Here is a 19,577-nt window from a genome sequence, read left to right as displayed (position 1 = left end):
CAGCGCCATCCACCCTACAAAATCCTTTACGCTAGCGCCTTGCTGATTTTTTCGAACAGATCGCCGGAGAGATTTTCCAGCCCTTTTAGCTGCTCCAGCGCGGCGCGCATCATTTCCTGCCGCTTCTCGTCATAACGTTTCAGACGAATCAATGGCTCAATCAGGCGTGAAGCCACCTGCGGATTACGGCGGTTCAGCTCGCTTAGCATCTCCACCATAAACTGGTAGCCGCTGCCGTCCAGCGCGTGGAACGCCGCCGGGTTGCCTGCCGCGAAGGCGCCGATCAGCGAACGGATGCGGTTCGGGTTGCCGAGGCTGAACGAACGGTGGTTCAACAGCTCGCGCACCTTGCTCAGCGTATTGGCCGCCGGGCTGGTCGCCTGCAGAACAAACCATTTGTCCATCACCAGGCCGTCCTGATGCCACTGCTCGTCGTACTTCGCCAGCAGCGCTTCACGGCACGGCAGCTGCGCTGCAACGGCCGCTGACAGCGCGGCAATCGCATCGGTCATGTTGTCCGCCGCTTCATACTGAGCGCGCACCAGCTGTTCGGCCAGCTCCTGCTCACCAAACGCCAGATAACGCAGGCAGGTATTACGCAGCGCGCGTTTGCCGATGTCCGCATGCTCAACGCGATAGGCGTCAAGCTTGTGGGCATGGTAAATAGCGAGGAACTCGTCCGCTAGCTCCGTGGCCCAGCGTGCGGGTCAGCGCTTCGTGAACCTCAGAGATAGCGACTGGATCGATAATCTGGAACAGCTCGGCGATTTCGTTCTGCGAAGGCAGCGTGAGGATTTCAGCAGCCAGCGCCGGATCGATTTTCTCATCCAGCAACACGGCGCGGAAAGCGTCGGCCACATGCAGCGGCAGCGATAGCGGCTGCTTCTGCTGGCTGCGGTTCACGTTCAGCTTAATGTAGGTCGCCAGCAGGCTTTGCGCCGCGTCCCAGCGGGAGAAATCGTTGCGGGCGTGGCGCATCAGGAAGGTCAGCTGCTGATCGCTCCAGTTGTATTCCAGTTTTACCGGCGCGGAAAACTCGCGCAGCAGGGATGGAACGGGCTGGAAGTAGACGTTATCGAAGACAAACGTTTGTTCCGCCTGGGTCACATTCAGCACGTGATGAACCGGATGGCCGCCTTTTTGCAGCGGGATAACTTTGCCTTCGTTGTCATACAGTTCGATATCGAACGGGATATGCAACGGCTGTTTTTCCTGCTGTTCGGCGGTCGGCGGCGTCATCTGGCTGATGGTAAGCGTGTACTGCTCGGTTGACGGATTGTAGTCATCACGCACGCTGACGACCGGCGTACCGGCCTGGCTGTACCAGCGGCGGAAATGCGACAGATCCACGTTGGAGGCGTCTTCCATCGCCTGCACGAAATCGTCGCAGGTCGCGGCGCTGCCGTCATGACGCTCGAAGTAAAGCTGCATGCCTTTCTGGAAGTTCTCTTCGCCGAGCAGCGTGTGCAGCATGCGAATGACTTCTGACCCTTTCTCATACACCGTCAGGGTGTAGAAATTATTCATTTCAATGACTTTGTCCGGACGAATCGGGTGCGCCATCGGGCTTGCGTCTTCGGCAAACTGCATCGCGCGCATGGTGCGCACGTTCTGAATACGGTTAACGGCGCGCGACCCCAGGTCGGAGCTAAATTCCTGATCGCGGAAGACGGTCAGGCCTTCTTTGAGGCTCAGCTGGAACCAGTCGCGGCAGGTGACGCGGTTGCCGGTCCAGTTGTGGAAGTATTCATGGCCGATAACGCGTTCGATATCTAGGTAATCTTTATCGGTGGCGGTTTGCGCGCGCGCCAGCACGTATTTGGAGTTAAAGATGTTAAGGCCTTTGTTCTCCATCGCGCCCATGTTGAAGAAGTCCACGGCCACAATCATATAAATATCGAGATCGTACTCCAGGCCAAAGCGGGTTTCGTCCCACTTCATGGACGCCTTCAGCGAGGTCATCGCCCAGCCGGCGCGGTCCAGGTTGCCGCGGTCGACAAACAGCTCCAGCGCGACGTCGCGGCCGGAGCGGGTTTTAAAGCTGTCGCGCAGCACGTCGAAATCACCCGCCACCAGCGCAAACAGATAGCAGGGTTTCGGGAACGGATCCTGCCACTGCACCCAGTGACGGCCGTTTTCCAGCTCGCCTTCAGCAATGCGGTTACCGTTAGAGAGCAGATAAGGATATTTTGTTTTATCGGCGATGATTTTGGTGGTGAAGCGCGCAAGCACGTCCGGGCGGTCCAGATACCAGGTAATGTGGCGGAAGCCTTCGGCCTCGCACTGGGTGCAAAGCGCTTCGCCTGACTGATATAAGCCTTCAAGCGCGGTGTTCGCCGCCGGGCTGATTTCATTCACGATGCTCAGCAGGAAATGGTCCGGCAGCTGTTCAAGCACCAGCGCCCCCTCTTCCAGACGATAGTGTTCCCAGGCTTTGCCGTCCACGTGAATGCTGACCAGAGTAAGGTCGCCGCCGTCAAGGCGCAACGCGGCCCGGGCATTGCCCTGACGGCTTACTTTACTGATGGCGGTGACCAGGGTTTTTGTGGCATCCAGGTCAAAGGTCAAATCGATGTCGCTAATCGTGTAGTCCGGCGCACGGTAGTCGTGGCGGTATTTGGCTTGTGGCTGTTGTGTCATAAAAAACCTTATACATCGTCCGTAAGTTATCGCAGTTCAGTCTATTCCTGTTGCGTTAATGTTGCCACGCAGAATCATCATCTTTTGCGGGCTAATGGCTCTGTTTGCAACATTCCGCTAACCTGCGGCACAAAATGCCCTCGACCCGAAACCGGCCTTGTGTTGTGATCCGGCTTTAATAAACAGATAATCAGGGTATACTCCTGCGTCTTTATCTGCTTTTAGCCCCTGATGGAAACGCTCCTGTGAGAGGATGCTAGCTACGCGCCATGACACGATACGCTTCCCCGATTTTGCAAACGCTTCTGGATACTGACGCCTATAAGCTGCATATGCAGCAGGCGGTATTCCACCGTTATCACGACGTGAGCGTCGCGGCCGAGTTTCGCTGCCGCGGTGACGATCTGCTGGGTATTTATGCAGACGCAATCCGTCAACAGGTCGATAATATGCAGCGCCTCGCGCTCAGCGACGAGGAGTTCGCCTGGCTTGAGGGGCTTCCTTTCTTTGAGGCGGATTACCTCGCCTGGCTGCGCACTTTCCGCTACGACCCGGCCCAGGTTGAAATCACCAATAATAAAGGCCATCTGGACATTCGTCTGACCGGCCCATGGCGTGAAGTCATCATGTGGGAAGTGCCGCTGCTGGCCGTGATTAGCGAAGTGGTGCACCAGCATCGCTCTCCTGAGGTTACCCCGCACACGGCGCTGGAACATCTGGAAAGGAAGCTGCTGCAGTTTAAAGAGCTGACGGCGGACATCGATCTGTCGGCATTCCGCCTGATGGATTTCGGCACAAGGCGCCGCTTCTCCCGCGAAGTGCAGGAGGCCATCGTCGGCCGCCTGCGGCAGGAGCCCTGGTTTGTCGGCACCAGCAATTACGATTTGGCCCGCCGCCTGAACCTGACGCCGATGGGAACCCAGGCGCACGAATGGTTCCAGGCGCATCAGCAGATCAGTCCGGTGCTGGCCAACAGCCAGCGCGCGGCTCTGCAGGCCTGGCTGGATGAATACCCGAACCAGCTAGGCATCGCCCTTACCGACTGCATTACCATGGACGCCTTCCTGCGCGACTTTGGCCCGGCATTCGCTACAAGCTACCAGGGCTTACGCCACGACTCCGGAGATCCGGTTGAATGGGGTGAGAAAGCCATTGCGCACTATCAGCAGCTGGGTATCGATCCGCTCAGCAAAGTGCTGGTCTTTTCCGATAATCTGGATTTGCCAAAAGCCGTCGAGCTGTATAAGCACTTTGCCTCGCGCATCAATCTGAGCTTCGGTATCGGTACGCGGCTGACGTGTGATATTCCGCAGGTTAAGCCGCTGAATATCGTCATCAAGCTGGTGGAGTGCAACGGCAAACCGGTCGCCAAACTCTCCGACAGCCCGGGCAAAACTATTTGCCACGATAAAGCCTTCGTGCGCGCCCTGCGTAAAGCCTTCGATTTGCCGCTGGTTAAAAAAGCCAGCTGAATCAAACCGGGTCCATAAACTGTATTTGTCTGGTTTATGGACCTCTCTTCTTTATTTCTGCAAACGGATGCGATTTCTGCTTGTCTGATGGCGCGCGACAGGTAACATAGATATCCCCCAATTGTGGGTAACTATTTTTTTTGTCATTGACCATTTAATAGAGAGAAAACTATGAGCGTTGTGCCTGTAGCCGACGTACTCCAGGGCCGCGTTGCCGTTGACAGTGAAGTCACCGTGCGCGGGTGGGTGCGTACTCGAAGAGATTCAAAAGCTGGTATCTCCTTCCTTGCCGTCTATGACGGTTCCTGCTTCTCTCCTGTACAGGCCGTCATCAATAATACTCTGCCCAATTACAATGAGGACGTGCTGCGCCTGACTACCGGCTGCTCCGTTGTCGTTACCGGCAAAGTGGTGGAATCTCTCGGTCAGGGCCAGAGCTTTGAAATTCAGGCCACCAGCGTAGAAGTCAGCGGCTGGGTGGACGATCCGGATACCTATCCGATGGCGGCAAAACGCCACAGCATCGAATATCTGCGTGAAGTTGCGCACCTGCGTCCGCGCACCAACATGATCGGCGCGGTGGCGCGCGTTCGCCATACGCTGGCGCAGGCGCTGCATCGCTTCTTCCACGAGAACGGCTATTTCTGGGTTTCAACCCCGCTGATTACCGCTTCCGATACCGAAGGCGCCGGTGAAATGTTCCGCGTTTCAACCCTTGACCTCGAAAACCTGCCGCGTACCGAGGCGGGTAAAGTCGACTTCGACAAAGACTTCTTCGGCAAAGAAGCGTTCCTGACCGTATCCGGCCAGCTGAACGGCGAAACCTATGCCTGCGCGCTGTCTAAGGTGTATACCTTCGGCCCGACGTTCCGCGCGGAAAACTCCAACACCAGCCGCCACCTGGCGGAGTTCTGGATGCTGGAGCCAGAAGTTGCCTTTGCCAACCTGGACGACGTCGCGGGCCTGGCAGAAGCCATGCTGAAGTATGTCTTTAAGGCGGTGCTGGATGAGCGCATGGACGACATGCAGTTCTTCGCCGAACGCGTTGATAAAGATGCGGTTGAGCGTCTGCAGCGTTTCATCGAGGCTGACTTCGCCCAGGTCGATTACACCGATGCGGTCGCCATCCTTGAGAAATGCGGTCAGAAGTTCGAAAACCCGGTTTACTGGGGCGTCGATCTTTCTTCCGAGCATGAGCGTTACCTGGCTGAGCAGCACTTCAAGGCGCCGGTGGTGGTGAAAAACTATCCGAAAGACATTAAGGCCTTCTATATGCGCCTTAACGAAGACGGTAAAACCGTTGCCGCGATGGACGTGTTAGCCCCGGGCATCGGTGAAATTATCGGCGGCTCCCAGCGTGAAGAGCGTCTGGACGTGCTGGACGCGCGCATGGCTGAAATGGGTCTGAATAAAGAAGACTACTGGTGGTATCGCGATCTGCGTCGTTACGGCACCGTGCCGCACTCAGGTTTCGGTCTCGGCTTTGAGCGTCTGATTGCCTATGTTACCGGCGTTCAGAACGTGCGTGACGTGATTCCGTTCCCGCGTACTCCGCGCAACGCGAACTTCTAAAACCGCCGTTTTTATCCAGGGCCAGCGTCGCTGGCCTTTCTTTTGCGCAGCCGACAAAGCTTGTTTTACTTCAACGCAAGTTAAACAAACGTCAATTACAACCCCATTTCGCCGCTTCACCGTAACGAATTATGTCTGTGACATATTCCCTCACAAAATTACCCCTCTTTTTGCCACAGCCTCGTTAAATTAGCTTGCTTAGCATATTTGCGTAAATTTTGCACAGATGTCTGGACATCCAAAAACGCAACAAAAAATATGCAAATGTAAATGAAAGGTAGCGATATTTTTTCATTATGCGGATTAAACATAAGTAATTCATATATATAAGTTAGGGATCGCTAATTAATTGACCAAACCCGATCGAAATTTGAGTTGGTTCACAAAGTTCCCAAAAATACATATTTAGTTACACATATTTTCTTTTGGTTACTCAGTTTAGACATTTGTAGCACTTTCAGGCTAGCGAAACGGTTTCATGGATGGAAAGATGCCTGACAGATACAGAAAGACACCAAACTCTCAGCAATAGTTCCGTAAAGAATTATTGACGGCAGTGGCAGGTGTTCATAAAAACCAATGAGGGTAATAAATAATGATGAAGCGCAACATTCTGGCAGTGGTTATCCCTGCTCTGCTGGTAGCCGGTGCAGCTAACGCTGCAGAAATCTATAACAAAGACGGCAACAAAGTAGACCTGTACGGTAAAGCTGTAGGTCTGCATTATTTCTCTAAAGACAACGGCGACAACAGCTACGGCGGCAACGGCGACCAGACCTATGCGCGTCTGGGCTTCAAAGGCGAAACTCAAATTAATGACCAGCTGACCGGTTACGGCCAGTGGGAATACCAGTTCTCTGGTAACAGAGCTGAATCTGAAGGTACCGCAGGTAGCAAAACCCGTCTGGCCTTTGCCGGTCTGAAATTCGGCGATGCAGGTTCTTTCGACTACGGTCGTAACTACGGTCTGGTTTATGACGCAATCGGCGTTACCGATATGCTACCAGAATTCGGCGGTGACACAGCTCCAAGCGATAACTTCTTCGTTGGTCGTAGCGGTGGTCTTGCAACTTACCGTAACAGCGACTTCTTCGGTCTGGTTGACGGCCTGAACTTCGGCGTTCAGTACCTGGGCAAAAACGAACGTACCGACGTTGCTAAATCCAACGGCGACGGCTGGGCAACTTCTTTAAGCTATGACTTTGAAGGCTTCGGTATCGTAGGCGGTTACGGCGCAGCAGACCGTACCAACGCTCAAGAAGCTGACGGCAACGGTGAAAGAATTGAGCAGTGGGCAACCGGCCTGAAATACGATGCGAACAACATCTACCTGGCAGCTCTTTACGGCGAAACCCGTAACGCAACCTACATCAGCGACGTTGGCTTCGCTAACAAAACTCAGGACTTCTCTGTTGTAGCACAGTACCAGTTCGACTTCGGTCTGCGTCCGTCCATCGCTTACTACAAATCTAAAGCGAAAGACGTTGCTGGCGTTGGCAGCGCGGATTACATCAACTACATCGAAGTTGGCGCGACCTACTACTTCAACAAAAACATGTCCACCTACGTTGATTACATCATCAACCAGATCGACAGCGACAACGCCCTGGGCGTTGCTACCGATAACACCACTGCGGTGGGTATCGTTTACCAGTTCTAATTATTCGACAGCTTCGTTGTCTGAATATAAGAGAAACAGGGCTTCGGCCCTGTTTTTTTATGCCTGAAAAGCGAAAAAAACCGGCCCGCGCCGCCGGCTATTTCTTTTTGTCGCAAACGGTTGGCATTTGTGAAAACAGCGGTTAACCTGAGAGCGTTTCCCCCTCGATATCACAATGGAACCTTGTCATGTTTGAGAACATTACCGCTGCTCCTGCCGATCCCATTCTTGGTCTGGCAGACCTGTTTCGCGCCGACGACCGCCCAACCAAAATTAACCTCGGCATTGGGGTTTATAAGGATGAAACGGGTAAAACACCGGTTCTGACCAGCGTCAAAAAAGCCGAAGCTTATCTGCTGGAAAACGAAACTACCAAAAACTACCTGGGTATTGATGGTATTCCTGAGTTTGGTCGCTGCACCCAGGAACTGCTGTTTGGCAAAGGTAATGCAATTAGCGAAACCGGCCGTGCACGCACGGCGCAGACGCCAGGCGGCACCGGCGCGCTTCGCGTCGCGGCTGACTTCCTTGCGAAAAACACTTCCGCTAAGCGCGTATGGGTAAGCAATCCAAGCTGGCCAAACCACAAAGGCGTATTTAACTCCGCCGGCCTGGAAGTCTGCGAATATGCTTATTACGACGCTGAGAATCATGCTCTGGACTTCGACGGGCTGGTAAACAGCCTGCAGGCGGCGCAGGCGGGTGACGTTGTGCTGTTCCACGGCTGCTGCCATAACCCAACCGGTATCGATCCAACTTTAGAACAGTGGCAGGCGCTGGCGAAAATGTCGCAGGAAAAAGGCTGGCTGCCGCTGTTTGATTTCGCCTATCAGGGCTTTGCCCGCGGTCTGGAAGAAGACGCCGAAGGCCTGCGCGTCTTTGCCGCGGGTCACAAAGAGCTGATTGTTGCCAGCTCCTACTCTAAGAACTTCGGTCTGTACAACGAGCGCGTAGGGGCCTGTACGCTGGTGGCTTCCGATGCCGATACCGTTGACCGCGCGTTCAGCCAGATGAAATCCGTTATTCGAGCGAACTACTCTAACCCGCCGGCGCACGGCGCCTCCGTGGTGGCAACCATCCTGAGCAATGAAGCCCTGCGCACGCTGTGGGAACAGGAGCTGACCGATATGCGTCAGCGCATTCACCGCATGCGTCAGCTGTTCGTGAATACGCTGCAGGAAAAAGGCGCCAACCGTGACTTCAGCTTTATCATCAACCAGAACGGCATGTTCTCATTTAGCGGCCTGACGAAAGAACAGGTTCTGCGCCTGCGCGAAGAGTTTGGCGTCTACGCCGTGGCTTCCGGCCGCGTCAACGTTGCCGGCATGACGCCGGACAACATGGCGCCGCTGTGCGAAGCTATCGTTGCCGTTCTCTAGAGCCGAAATAGAAAAAGAGCCGCTTAAAGCGGCTCTTTTTTTACCAGACCGGGAGTTCATCCTGCAAGAAAGGATTGTGCAAACGTTCGTAGCCCAGCGTGGAAAGCGGGCCGTGGCCTGGAATAAAGGTGACGTCATCCCCAAGCGGTAATAGCTTACGCTTAATGGAGTCGATCAGCGCCGCATGATCTCCCTGCGGGAAGTCGCTGCGCCCTACTCCACCTTTAAATACCACATCGCCGGAAACCAGCAGTCTGGCTTTATCATCAAAGAAAACGATGTGCCCCGGCGTATGCCCCGGGCAATGCAGCACCTGCAGGGTGATGTTGCCGACGGAGACGGTTTCGCCTTCCTCAAGCCAGCGGTCCGGCGTCAGCGGCAAGCACTCATCCAGGCCAAACATCCGGCTTTGAGCGGGCAATCCCTGCAGCCAAAAATCATCCGCTTTTTGCGGTCCGACAATCGGCACCCCGTAATGTGCGGCCAGTTCTGCGGCTGCGCCTACGTGGTCAAGATGGCCGTGGGTTAGCAGGATCTGACCTACGGTCACGCCTTTAGCCGCCGCTTCCTTGATTATCTTCTGCGCTTCGCCGCCGGGATCCACTACGGCCGCCTGGCGGGTTTCTTCACACCAGATCAGAGAACAGTTCTGGGCAAAAGCAGTTACCGGGATGATGTGATAATTCATGCTGCTCCATTACCGGCAACGCACGCCGGATTTCGTTGTTTTACCAGTGCCGCAACGGCCCGGTATCAATATGCACAAAGTTGCTACGCGGGTAATATCCTACACCACCTGAGCGCAGAGATAATGCAGCTTTGCGAACATTGCTTAACGAAATCCCTTCAATATGGAAATCCATTGCCTGCCCTTTGGTGTGGTAGCTTTTTTTCGCCACGCCACTGCTATGAGCGCGCAATTCGTTATTGGTATCAAGCGAGCGGTAACCGGAGATCAGCTGCACGGGTTTGTTGGTGCCTAACAGCCCCTGCAAACGATAAAGCTGGTCGAACAAGTTGGGATCGATGGCCTTAACTTTGTTCGCGCGAAAGTCACGGAAGAAATGGTTAAGCCTGGCTAATTCATCCTGAATATAGCCTCTGCCATCGAAGAACTCGGCTTTTAACGTCTCACCGGTGTGGAGATTATTAAGAGTTAAAATGCGCGGGCGCGGAGTCGAGAGGGTTGCAAACGCCTGCGTAGGAAGCAGAGCGGCACCCAAAGCCACGCTGCCCAACGCCAGCAGCTTGCGGCGATTAGCGTCAAATTTATCCATGATGTCCAGGTCTACAGGTAAAAAGTGGTCGAATAATATGCACTTCTGGCGCACTGCCCGCACCTTAACTGGCAAACAACCCTGAGTCAAGGCGCCGCAAAACCCAGATAAACCGGGCCCTGCGAGGGACCCGGCTGGGTATTGCACCTAGTACGACCACTAATTCATTAGTATTACTGCATTTACCTGATTAATAGCCCAGCTTTTGTAAGGATTTGTGCGCCAGATCGCGCGGCGAGATCATAATTGTAAATATCTGTACGGAACTGGGTTCGTCCGTCTTCGCCGACAAAGGCGGTCAAATAGTAAAGGTTGACCGGAATAGTCTGGCGAATATTGACGTACTTCGTACTGCCCTCTTTGAGCTGGCTTGAAATACGCGTATCGTTCCAGCCCGCATCCTGCAGCAGCATATTTGCCAGTTCAGAGGCCTTGTTGACGCGAACGCAGCCGGAGCTTAGCGCTCGCGCGTCCTTCTGGAACAGGTTGTGGTTCGGCGTATCGTGCAGATAGATAGCGTCAGAGCTCGGCATATTGAATTTATAACGCCCTAACGAGTTCTGCGTGCCCGGTTTCTGCTGGAAACGGAAGGGTAAATTGCTGGCGGTAATGGTTTGCCAGTCCACATGATAAGGATCGATGGCTTCCGCATTATTGCTCCAGCCGCGCAGCACGCTGTAGCCATGGCGGTCCAGGTAGCCCGGATCCTGGCGAACTTTCGGCAGAATATCGTTACGCGCCAGCGTATTCGGCACGTTCCACGGCGGGTTAACCACCACGTTATTCAACGCGCTGCTCATCATCGGCGTTTTACGATCCGGACGCCCGACGATGACGCGGGACGCCAGCGCTTCGCTGCCGTTGAGGTAATACACCAGCGAGTAGTTGGGAATATTCACCATGATGCCGGTATCAAGCTTGTTTGGCAGCAGGCGCAAACGCTGAATGTTCAGCGCCACAAGCGAGGCGCGCTGCTGCGGCGTGACGTTCAGCCAGTCGCGGGTGAGCTGGCCGATTGAGCCGTCCGCCCCCAGGCCCTGCCATTTCTGGAAGCGCTTCACGCCTTCGACCAGTTCGCGGCTATAAGCGCTGCGTACCGCGGCGGAAGACTTTTTCTTCGATCCGGCGACAGCGGCCGGAGACCTCCGGCTTTGGCCTTCGTCTTCGACAGCAATCGCCGACGGGCTAACCGCGGCCGCGGTCTGCGTATTGGTGCTCTCGTCACCGGGGAGCGAAATTACCGGTTCGGCCTGCAGCATGCCGCTTCTGGCGAGGATTTCGCGCAGCGCGGGAATATCGTTACTCCATTGTCCCGGGCGCAGCGTCTCTTTACCGGTGAGCTGCGGCCACGGACGAGTGTCACCCAGCAGGTGCACCAGAGACTGATGCATGCGCGCATACTGCGGATGCTGGGGCGCGAGCGTGGCGATAAAGCTCACTAAGGTTCCTTGATCGACGGCCACCTGCCACTGGTTAATAACGGACAAAGGCGCGGTCTGCATTTTGTAAGGCCTGGTGCTGTACAACCAGCGGTTGCCTTCGGTTGGAATGCCGGAGACAAACTGCAGGTAGCCCATCATGGCGTCAGAAAGCACCACGTCGCGCGCCATGCCGGTCACCGAAGGATCGGTCAGCAGTTCCACCCAGGTGGTGAACTGAGGCTGAATACCGGCGATAGCCAGCTCGGCCAGCTGCTGCTGGAATGCCTGCACCGCATCGCGGTTATCCCACATCGGCTTCATATCCCGCGCGGCATAGAATGCGGAAAGCGCATTCAGGTAGACGGGCGCATATCCCGCAGGCAGTTCGGAAAGCAGCTGTGAACGGCTTTGCGCCACGGACATCGTGGCTGAATTAAGCGGCACGGTGCCCGCCATCGCCGCCGTAGCGGCAGACTGAGCTAACGGCTGCTCAAGCGCGGTAGGCTGCGGCGCCGTTACGGCAGAACTATCGGAAGGAACCACGGCAGGCTCTTGCTCTTGCGCCTGCGCCGTAAACAGTGGAGCCAGACCGAGCGCGAGGCAACAACCGATCGCCGACGCTCTAAAACCGTGCATTTTCATAAGCAACATCCTTTGCCCCCTGTTTAACTGTTTATCGTAACCGGCGTTTCGCCTGGTTGTTTTAACAGTATATAAACAGTAAAAACCAATTACCCGTATAAATGTAAAGAAAATTAAAGCTTAAGAAGATTCCCGATCAAAAAAGCGGGCTGTCGCCCGCTGTTAAACATAAGAAAAGATGCAGGATCAGGAGACGTCCGCCGTGCCCGGTAAAGCCTCCGTCAGCGGCGCGGCAAAGCCCCGCAGGCCGACAACATGAACGTGCTCATGGTTGTTAAAGACCTTACGAACCAGCTTATAGGTGGTTCCTTTTTCCGGACTGATGTTCTCCGGCGCCGCGATAATCAGCTGCATTTCCAGCCGTTCGCACAGCTCAAACAGCGTGGCGATGGACTTGGCGTCCAGACGGGCGGCTTCATCAAGGAACAGCAGGCGGCAAGGCGAGATGTCTTTGCCGCGCAGGCGTCGCGACTCCTCTTCCCAGCTCTGCACGACCATCACCAGAATCGACATCCCGGTACCGATAGCCTCGCCGGTAGAAAGCGCGCCGCTTTCCGCACGCAGCCAGCCGTCCGTACCGCGGTTAACCTCCACTTCCATCTCAAGATAGTTGCGGTAGTCCAGCAGCTCCTCGCCGATGGTTTGCGGCGTACGCTGGCCCATATCGATTTGCGGATTCAGGCGCTGGTAGAGCTTCGCCAGCGCTTCGGAGAAGCTCAGACGGTTGCTGTTAAACAGATCCTGATGCTGCTCATGCTGTTCGGAAAGCACGTTTAGCAAGGTAGCGTGCGTTTCACGAACGTTCACGTTCAGCCGTACGCTGTTAACCTGGCCGAAGGAGACGCTTTGCAGCCCCTGGTTCAGCATGCGGATGCGGTTCTGCTCGCGCTGAATGGTTTTACGAATGATATTCGCCACGCTGCGGGAGCTTATCGCCAGCTTCTGCTCGCGCGAGGTCAGCTCTTCGGTCAGACGGCCCAGCTCGATTTCCATCTGTTCGATGGCTTCGACCGGATCGTCGGTACGGATAATATCCTGACGGATACGCTCGCGCAGGTGCTGATAGACCGCCACGAAGAACTGAATTTTACGCTCCGGACGTTTTGGATCTTCCGACATACGCAGCACGTCGCGTAAATGCTCATTATCCGCCACGGCCAGGCGCAGCGCGCCAAGCGCCTTATCGGACATGGAACGCAGCTCGTCGCCGCTCTGGTAGGCCAGCTCGCGACGGTGCAGACGGCGCTCCACGCCGTTGTCTTTCACCATGCGCATCACCGCGCACCAGCCCGCTTTCGCCGTCACTACGTGTTCGCGCATTTCGAAATAGCCGCGCTCCAGCTGCTTGAGCTTGCGGGTCAGGTTGCTCATTTCCGCTTCGCAGTAGGTCAGCGCTTTTTCAAGCTGGTTACGACGGGAGCGGTTGTTGCTCAGCGCGGTATGCAGCTCATCGCGACGGATGCGGGCACGCTCTTCTGCGCCGCTGTCCGCGCGCACGCCGATGTCCTGCAGCTCTTTATGCAAATCGTTAAGCAGTTCTTTCTTGGTATCGAAAGAGCTTTTCAGCGAGGCCATCAGCTGGCTGAACTGGCTGAGCTGCTGCGCGTGGCTGCGCAGCAGCTCACGGCACCGCGTGCGTTCCGCTTCCGCCTGTTCCAGACGGCGGCGCAGTTTTTCATTCAGATCGCTATTGCCGTCCAGCATGGCTGCGGAATCGGAATAGCTAAAGTGCGCGCGGCGCTGCACCACTTCCGTTAACGCAAACGCCTGCTGACGCGCGTCGCGCTGGATTTGCCGGGCGTACTGGTAATCTTCTTTTAACTGCTCAAACTGTTCCGGATCGCTTTGCAGAACCGAGGCAACCGCTTCGAGTTTGGCCAGCTGGCTGCCGTGCTGATGGATAAAGCGCGCCGCTTCTTCGGCTTCCATCAGGCGCTCGCGAATTTCGTCGCAGCGGTCCGCCAGGGTGTCGTCGTTGAGCAGGCTGACGCGCGGCAGCAGGCGGTTTAGCTGCGCCACGCCCTCTTTTGCCAGATCGAACTGCTGGCGCTGCTGCTGGTTGTCGTTTTCATGGCTGCTGATGGCGCGCTCGATTTCACCGCGACGGGCGTTGAGCTGACGAATTTCCTCTTCAGGATCTTCGTCAAAGGCCCACGCCCAGATGCTGGCCGATAAAGCGGCTGAACGCCTGGTGCAGGCGCTGGGATTTCTGCACGTCGAACGACAGCGTGGCGAAGCGTTCCGCCAGCGTTTCGCGCTCTGCGTGCAGATTTTCGAGACGGTTTTCACGGGCCGCGCGGCCAAACAGCGGCAGCTCCGGCAGGCGGGAATAGCGCCACTGGCGCTCGGCGGTTTTCACCAGCACCGCGGCATTCATTTCTTCCACGGTGAACACGCTGTCATCGAAGGAGGACGGGTCCCCTTCAATCAGATACAGGTCTTCCGGACAGTCTTCCAGGTTTTCGAGCTGTTCGCGGACCAGGGATAAATCCGGCACCACGATGGCGTGTCGGGACGGGCCATACAGCGCCGAGAAGTAAGGGGCGTCATCAAGGCTGATGTCGTCGTAAATCTCTGAGAGCAGTACGCCGCCAAAGCGTTCTGCCAGAGCGTTCAGCCGCGGGTCTTCCGCGCCGCCCGGCTGGCTCAGGCGTTCGATTTCTTCGTCTACGGCGCTTTTACGCGCCCCGACCTCATCGCGCTCAACGGTGGTTTCACGCTCGCGCTCCAGCAGCTGCTGCATGTATTCAGTTACCTGCTGGCTGCTTTCGAACTCTTCGTTGCTTTGCTCGCACAGCTGGTTGAGGCTGGTTTGCGCGGCTAACCAAATCGGCGCGCGCAGGGTCAGGCGTTTCATGCGCGCCTGAATTTGTTCCTGTTCCTGACGCAGGGAAACGCGCTGCTCGCTCGCTTCGGATACGCCCTGCTGCAGCGTCGCGATACGTTCTTCCAGCTCTTCATGCAGCGCTTCCAGGTCTTCGGGATCGAAGCGTTTGCCCTGGCGTTTGCAGAACTCAGCCAGCAGGCGCTCGGCCTCCTGCTGCTCGCGCAGGCGCTGCTCAAGCTCGGTAAGACGCATGCGCAGCGGCTGAACCTGTTCGGTCAGATGACGCTGATTATTGCTGTCGCGCAGTAACTCGCGCGCGGCTTCCCAGGCCTCGCTGCGGCTTACCGGGCCGCTGATCGCAGCGACAAGCTGGTAAGCATGCTCAAACTGGCTGTGCGCCGTTTGCGCCACGCTCATTTTCTGCTCCAGCGTCAGCAGTTTTTCCGTCGCTTCCTGCTCTTTGGCCTGGAAGGTATCCAGCCATTCGTCCGCGCTGTCGGCGGTTAAATCCGGCAGGTGGCAAACCGCACGAGCGCGTTCTAACGCCTGTAGCGCCTGCTGATACTGGATCGCGCGGGTCTGCTGCACATCCAGCGCCTGCTGATAGTCGGCAAGCTGGCTTTTAAGCTCGTCCACCTCCAGCTCTGCGGCTTCCGCGCGCGCTTCGTTCTCTTCCTGCTGTTCGCTGGCTTCCGCTACGATTTCGTTTTGCTCTTCAAGACGCATTTGCAGCTCGTCGAGATCGGCCTCATAGCGCTCGATTTTTTCCTGCTGGCGGATGGCGGTTTGCACCAGGTTCAGGTGATCGCTGGCGGCCTGGTAATCCATTTCCAGATCGCCCTCCGCGCCGCTGTGCTCAGCAAGTTCGCGCGCCATATCCACATGCTTATACTGCTCGGCGGCCAGCTGTTTACGGCTGACGTGCAGTTCGCGGCGCAGTTCAAGCGCCTTGTCGAGATAGATACGGCGTTCGTTGGCGTGACGCATGTAGTCCGCCGCCACATAGTTAGTGGCTTCGGAAATCAGATGCTTGAACAGATCGCGATCGGACTGGGTCACGCGGATGGCTTCCAGCGTCATGCGGTTTTCACGCAGGGCCGCTTCCATATCCTGGAACGCTTTGCGCACGCCGCTGTTTTCCGGCAGCAGGTAGTCGCGCAAAGAGCGGGTGATGGCGCTGGAAATACCGCCGTAAAGCGAGGCTTCAATCAGGCGATAGTATTTGCTACGGTCCGAGGCGCTGCGCAGGCGTCGCGCCACGATGCCCAGATCGAACATCAGTGAGTGGTAATCGATGATGGAGTTGAACTGCTTGAACTGGACGCCTTCGATGGCCTCCACTTTGTCTTTTAACTCCTGCAGGCTCAGCACGCGCGCCTGACGCTCGTTGAGCGTTTCCGTCAGCAGCTGCGTGGGCTGGACAGACGCAGGCAGTCCCTGAATGGCAAAGGGTTTAATATCCACCTTGCGATCGCGGCCCGCAACCTGCTGCAGGCGCACGCCAACCACCACGCGCTGATGGCGGGAGTTGATTACGTCGAGCACTGAATAACAGACACCTGCTTTTAGCTTACCGTGCAGACCCTTGTCGCGCGAGCCGGACGTGGCCCCCGGCTTCGGTGGTGTTACGGAAGTGCAGCAGCGTCAAATCCGGAATCAGCGCCGTAACAAAGGCCGCCATGGTGGTCGATTTACCGGCGCCGTTACCGCCCGAAAGCGTGGTAACCAGCTCATCTAAATCAAAAGTACGCGCGAAGAAACCGTTCCAGTTAATCAGCGTTAGCGAGCGAAACTTTCCGCGTTCAATCATTCCTGTTCATCCTCCGCGTTATCCTGGGCGTGTTGTGACTCTTCGGTCTCGTCATTGAGCTGTAGGCGGGATTCAACAGGCATCGCCTCTCCGTCGCGAATCATGCGCAGCTGCGCCTCACGCGGGTCGTCGCCGGTACGCACGTCGGCGCCGAAGCGGAATACCGATTCGGTAATGCGGAACTTGCTGCTGTCGTGGCCCATAAACCAGATCATGCCAAGGCGGCGCAGGCGCGTCAGCGAGGAGCGAATTTTTTCCTGCAGTTTTTGCCTGTCGACATCCGAGCCGGTTGAGCGGTTGTTCACAAGCTTCAGCAGCTTGCTTTCGTCCGCAAGCGTCAGCAGTTCGTCGTAGAGCTCCTGCTGCGTGAAGATGCCTTCGTTCGCCAGGCGCTCCGGGCTGAGATAGAGATAGCAGAGGATTTTACCCACCATCATATCCAGCTCGGATAATACCGAACGCGGGATAAGCGTCGTGGAGCGCGGACGCAAATAGAAGAAGCCTTCCGGCGCGCGGATCAGCTCCACGTTGTAGCGGGTATAGAACTCTTCGAGCTCGTCCTGAAAATCCATTAAAAAGGCATGATTATCCAGCTCGTCGAGGCCGATGTGCCGACCGGCGCGCAGCTGGCTGTCGAGAGCGGGAAATAACGGATTGGCCAACGCCTGTGCCAGTTTAACCGGCATCACTTTTTCAATATTTGTTGATGACATGCGCCTGTACCTTGGCTCCGTAATCGTTAATTGCCTGCCACTGCGGCGGCAGGCCGGTAAAGTCTGCTTCAGCCACACCAAGACGTACCGCCTGGTCGACTACGATTCGTGCCACATCAAAATGGCGCGCGCGCGGATATTGGGTGAGATAGTCCCGCATCACCACGCCTAAATCCAGAGGGACCTGTCTGGTTTTGTAGCTCTGCAGCGCCGCTTCGATCAGCGCCGCCAGCTGTTCGCGGATTTCGTTAAACTCTTCGAATTCGAGATCCGTCGGCAGCTCACCGGTCACCTCTTCATCGCGAAGCGTCATCTCTTCATCGCGCATATCGAGCAAACGCTCGGCGCTGGCGCAGGTCAGCGCCCACGGAGAGTCGAAATAGTTTTGCACCGAGACGCGCAGGCGCTGGGCAAAGACGCGGTTCTTATCCATATCGATGGCGGTACGAATAAATTTATGCACGTGGCGGTCATAGCCGATCCACAGGTCGATGGGCCTGCTGCCCCCAGCTGATAATGCGGTCCAGCTTGCTTTGCAGATCGAAGACCAGGCGATCGACAAAATGCAGATCGTCGCGCCCCATTGTCGAGTCCTGGATGCGCAACAGGTTCGCCTGCAGCTTATCCCCGGCCGCTTCAAGGGTATCCTGCAGTTCGCGCAGGGTGCCGGAGGTTTCAGACAGCAGCAGTTCGCAGCTGGAGATAGCCGCGCGCCAGTCTTTGTTTAGCAGCTGCGCAATATCGTCTTTAACCTGCTGTTGCTGCTCATCCATGATGCGCTGGGTAAGATCGATGCTGTCGAATATCTCCGCTACGGAGTATTTAAGCGGCGCAAAGACGTTGCGATGCCAGTGGAACTCATCGCCGTTTTCGTCGGCGGCGTCCGCGGCGCGCTTAAGCTCGCCTGCCACGATGGAAAGCTGCATGGAAAGCCGCAGCGTTGAGAATTCACGCTGGCGAATATAGTAGTCGGTAATACCTATGCCCAGCGGCGTGAGGCGATAGATCGAATTCCCTTCGTGAATTTCGCTGGTAAAGCGGTTGAGCAGGCGCTGGCGCACCATATCGTTGATGGCATTGTTTGCGCGCACGTTGATGGTTTCGGTAGTCTGCTCGAAGCCGTCGCTCACGTGGCGGAAAGCATCCACCAGCTCCCCTTCGCTTAACTCTCCATCCAGCCTTTCGCCGTTTAAGGTGGCGATAGCCAACAGGAACGTCAGGCGCTCGGTCGGCAGGGAGATGGCGAAATCATTTTTCCTGGCCCAGGCAACCAGTTCAGGTACTGTCTGGGAAACATCACTCATAATTTATCCTTGGCTCAAGCGGCTTGATAGCTGTCACGTGGATATAGCGGCCGAGGCTAAGAAACGGCTCCTGCCGGCAATAACGCGTTTCAAGTTCAAGCAAATCGTCAAAACCATCGCGTTGTTTTTGCTTGTCGCGCAGGTAGTCGTGAAACACACGCACGCCGGTTTTCCCGGTAATCTGCCAGCCAATTTGCTCCAGCCAGTGATAAACCTGTTCTGGCAGCAAGGGATTGTCAGGCGAAAGCGTCTTCTTCTTGTTCTTTTTCATGCCCTGCAGGACATATTCAAAGTTACCCACAAACATGTTGCGCATCAACAGGCCGTTAGCATTGTAAAACATCAGCGACAATGCTCCGCCCGGCGCCAGGCAGTCCCACAAAGACCGCAGTACGGCCTGCGGATCGACGACCCACTCCAGCACCGCGTGAAACAATATCAGATTGGCCGGGCTTTCCAAATGTTGACCAATATCCTGGGCGGAGGAATGTACAAAATGCATGTTCTCGCTCACACCTTTTTCCACGGCCAACGCCCGGGCGCGGGAGATCATCTCAGCGGAAACGTCACAAAGTACGACATCATGGCCCAGCTCAGCCATGCGGCAGCCGGTTTGTCCTTCGCCGCCGCCCGCGTCCAGCACCCGCAGCTTCGGCGGCAGGACGGCCAGCAGCGCATCAAGATCCTGCCACACAATAGCCTGGCGAAGCAGGCCTTTGGTCGTACCATAGATGTTGCGTGAGAACTTCTCGGCAATGTCATCAAAATTGCGGTCACGCACGGGTACTACTCCACAGCCTTTAAGGGTCAGTCTTAGAAAACCGCTATTTTGGCACAGCTTGCAGGAGAATGAACCTGGC

The 19,577-nt window shown here is 56.1% G+C and carries 9 protein-coding genes and 3 pseudogenes; 4 read left to right on the top strand and 8 right to left on the bottom strand.

Annotated features, from left to right (window positions below; all coding sequences use genetic code 11):
- Positions 1–26 precede the first annotated feature (26 nt).
- Positions 27–2,640: pseudogene (gene pepN, locus WLO32_RS07400) on the bottom strand (aminopeptidase N).
- Between the two features lie 269 nt (positions 2,641–2,909).
- On the opposite strand from pepN, the gene pncB reads away from it, so the two are divergent.
- The 4 genes from pncB (at position 2,910) to WLO32_RS07380 (ending at position 8,723) form a co-directional block, all read left to right on the top strand.
- Positions 2,910–4,112, top strand: coding sequence for a nicotinate phosphoribosyltransferase (pncB, locus tag WLO32_RS07395; protein WP_435947767.1), 1,203 nt, complete (start codon positions 2,910–2,912; stop codon positions 4,110–4,112).
- A gap of 171 nt (positions 4,113–4,283) precedes the next feature.
- On the top strand, positions 4,284–5,684 hold the full coding sequence (gene asnS / locus WLO32_RS07390) for an asparagine--tRNA ligase (RefSeq protein ID WP_435947766.1): 1,401 nt from the start codon (positions 4,284–4,286) through the stop codon (positions 5,682–5,684).
- Positions 5,685–6,279: 595 nt separating this feature from the next.
- On the top strand, positions 6,280–7,344 hold the full coding sequence (ompF, locus tag WLO32_RS07385; RefSeq protein ID WP_435947765.1) for a porin OmpF: 1,065 nt from the start codon (positions 6,280–6,282) through the stop codon (positions 7,342–7,344).
- 188 nt (positions 7,345–7,532) lie between these two features.
- Positions 7,533–8,723: an amino acid aminotransferase gene (locus tag WLO32_RS07380; RefSeq protein WP_435947764.1), complete on the top strand. Its 1,191-nt coding sequence runs from the start codon at positions 7,533–7,535 to the stop codon at positions 8,721–8,723.
- Positions 8,724–8,763: 40 nt separating this feature from the next.
- On the opposite strand, the gene WLO32_RS07375 is transcribed toward WLO32_RS07380, so the two are convergent.
- From WLO32_RS07375 to cmoM, 7 genes and pseudogenes are all read right to left on the bottom strand, one after another.
- Entirely contained in the window at positions 8,764–9,411 is a 648-nt protein-coding gene (locus tag WLO32_RS07375) for an MBL fold metallo-hydrolase (protein ID WP_435947763.1), read from the bottom strand.
- Positions 9,412–9,451: 40 nt separating this feature from the next.
- Positions 9,452–10,000, bottom strand: coding sequence for a DUF882 domain-containing protein (locus tag WLO32_RS07370; protein ID WP_435947762.1), 549 nt, complete (start codon positions 9,998–10,000; stop codon positions 9,452–9,454).
- Between the two features lie 182 nt (positions 10,001–10,182).
- Positions 10,183–12,072, bottom strand: a complete 1,890-nt coding sequence (ldtD, locus tag WLO32_RS07365) for a L,D-transpeptidase (RefSeq protein ID WP_435947761.1) — start codon at positions 12,070–12,072, stop codon at positions 10,183–10,185.
- 177 nt (positions 12,073–12,249) lie between these two features.
- Positions 12,250–16,700: pseudogene (gene mukB, locus WLO32_RS07360) on the bottom strand (chromosome partition protein MukB).
- Complete coding sequence (gene mukE / locus WLO32_RS07355) at positions 16,697–17,413, bottom strand: chromosome partition protein MukE (protein ID WP_435947760.1); 717 nt, start codon at positions 17,411–17,413, stop codon at positions 16,697–16,699. The pseudogene mukB and the gene mukE overlap by 4 nt, the downstream one beginning before the upstream one ends.
- A pseudogene (gene mukF, locus WLO32_RS07350) lies at positions 17,394–18,717 on the bottom strand (chromosome partition protein MukF). The gene mukE and the pseudogene mukF overlap by 20 nt, the downstream one beginning before the upstream one ends.
- Positions 18,710–19,498, bottom strand: a complete 789-nt coding sequence (cmoM, locus tag WLO32_RS07345) for a tRNA uridine 5-oxyacetic acid(34) methyltransferase CmoM (RefSeq protein WP_435947759.1) — start codon at positions 19,496–19,498, stop codon at positions 18,710–18,712. Before cmoM ends, mukF begins: the two are co-directional and overlap by 8 nt.
- Between the last annotated feature and the right edge of the window lie 79 nt (positions 19,499–19,577).

It is taken from the genome of Dryocola mayonis (assembly GCF_051307045.1).
Classification (GTDB): Bacteria; Pseudomonadota; Gammaproteobacteria; order Enterobacterales; family Enterobacteriaceae; genus Dryocola.
Note: the sequence above shows the minus strand (reverse complement) of the source record. Positions and strands in the feature narration are given on the sequence as shown.

Coding starts and splice junctions, on each gene's coding strand:
- WLO32_RS07380 (WP_435947764.1), top strand. CDS start 7,533: ATGTTTGAGAACATTACCGCTGCTCCTGCCGATCCCATTCTTGGTCTG.
- ldtD (WP_435947761.1), bottom strand. CDS start 12,072: ATGTTGCTTATGAAAATGCACGGTTTTAGAGCGTCGGCGATCGGTTGT.
- WLO32_RS07370 (WP_435947762.1), bottom strand. CDS start 10,000: ATGGATAAATTTGACGCTAATCGCCGCAAGCTGCTGGCGTTGGGCAGC.
- ompF (WP_435947765.1), top strand. CDS start 6,280: ATGATGAAGCGCAACATTCTGGCAGTGGTTATCCCTGCTCTGCTGGTA.
- asnS (WP_435947766.1), top strand. CDS start 4,284: ATGAGCGTTGTGCCTGTAGCCGACGTACTCCAGGGCCGCGTTGCCGTT.
- pncB (WP_435947767.1), top strand. CDS start 2,910: ATGACACGATACGCTTCCCCGATTTTGCAAACGCTTCTGGATACTGAC.
- WLO32_RS07375 (WP_435947763.1), bottom strand. CDS start 9,411: ATGAATTATCACATCATCCCGGTAACTGCTTTTGCCCAGAACTGTTCT.
- mukE (WP_435947760.1), bottom strand. CDS start 17,413: ATGTCATCAACAAATATTGAAAAAGTGATGCCGGTTAAACTGGCACAG.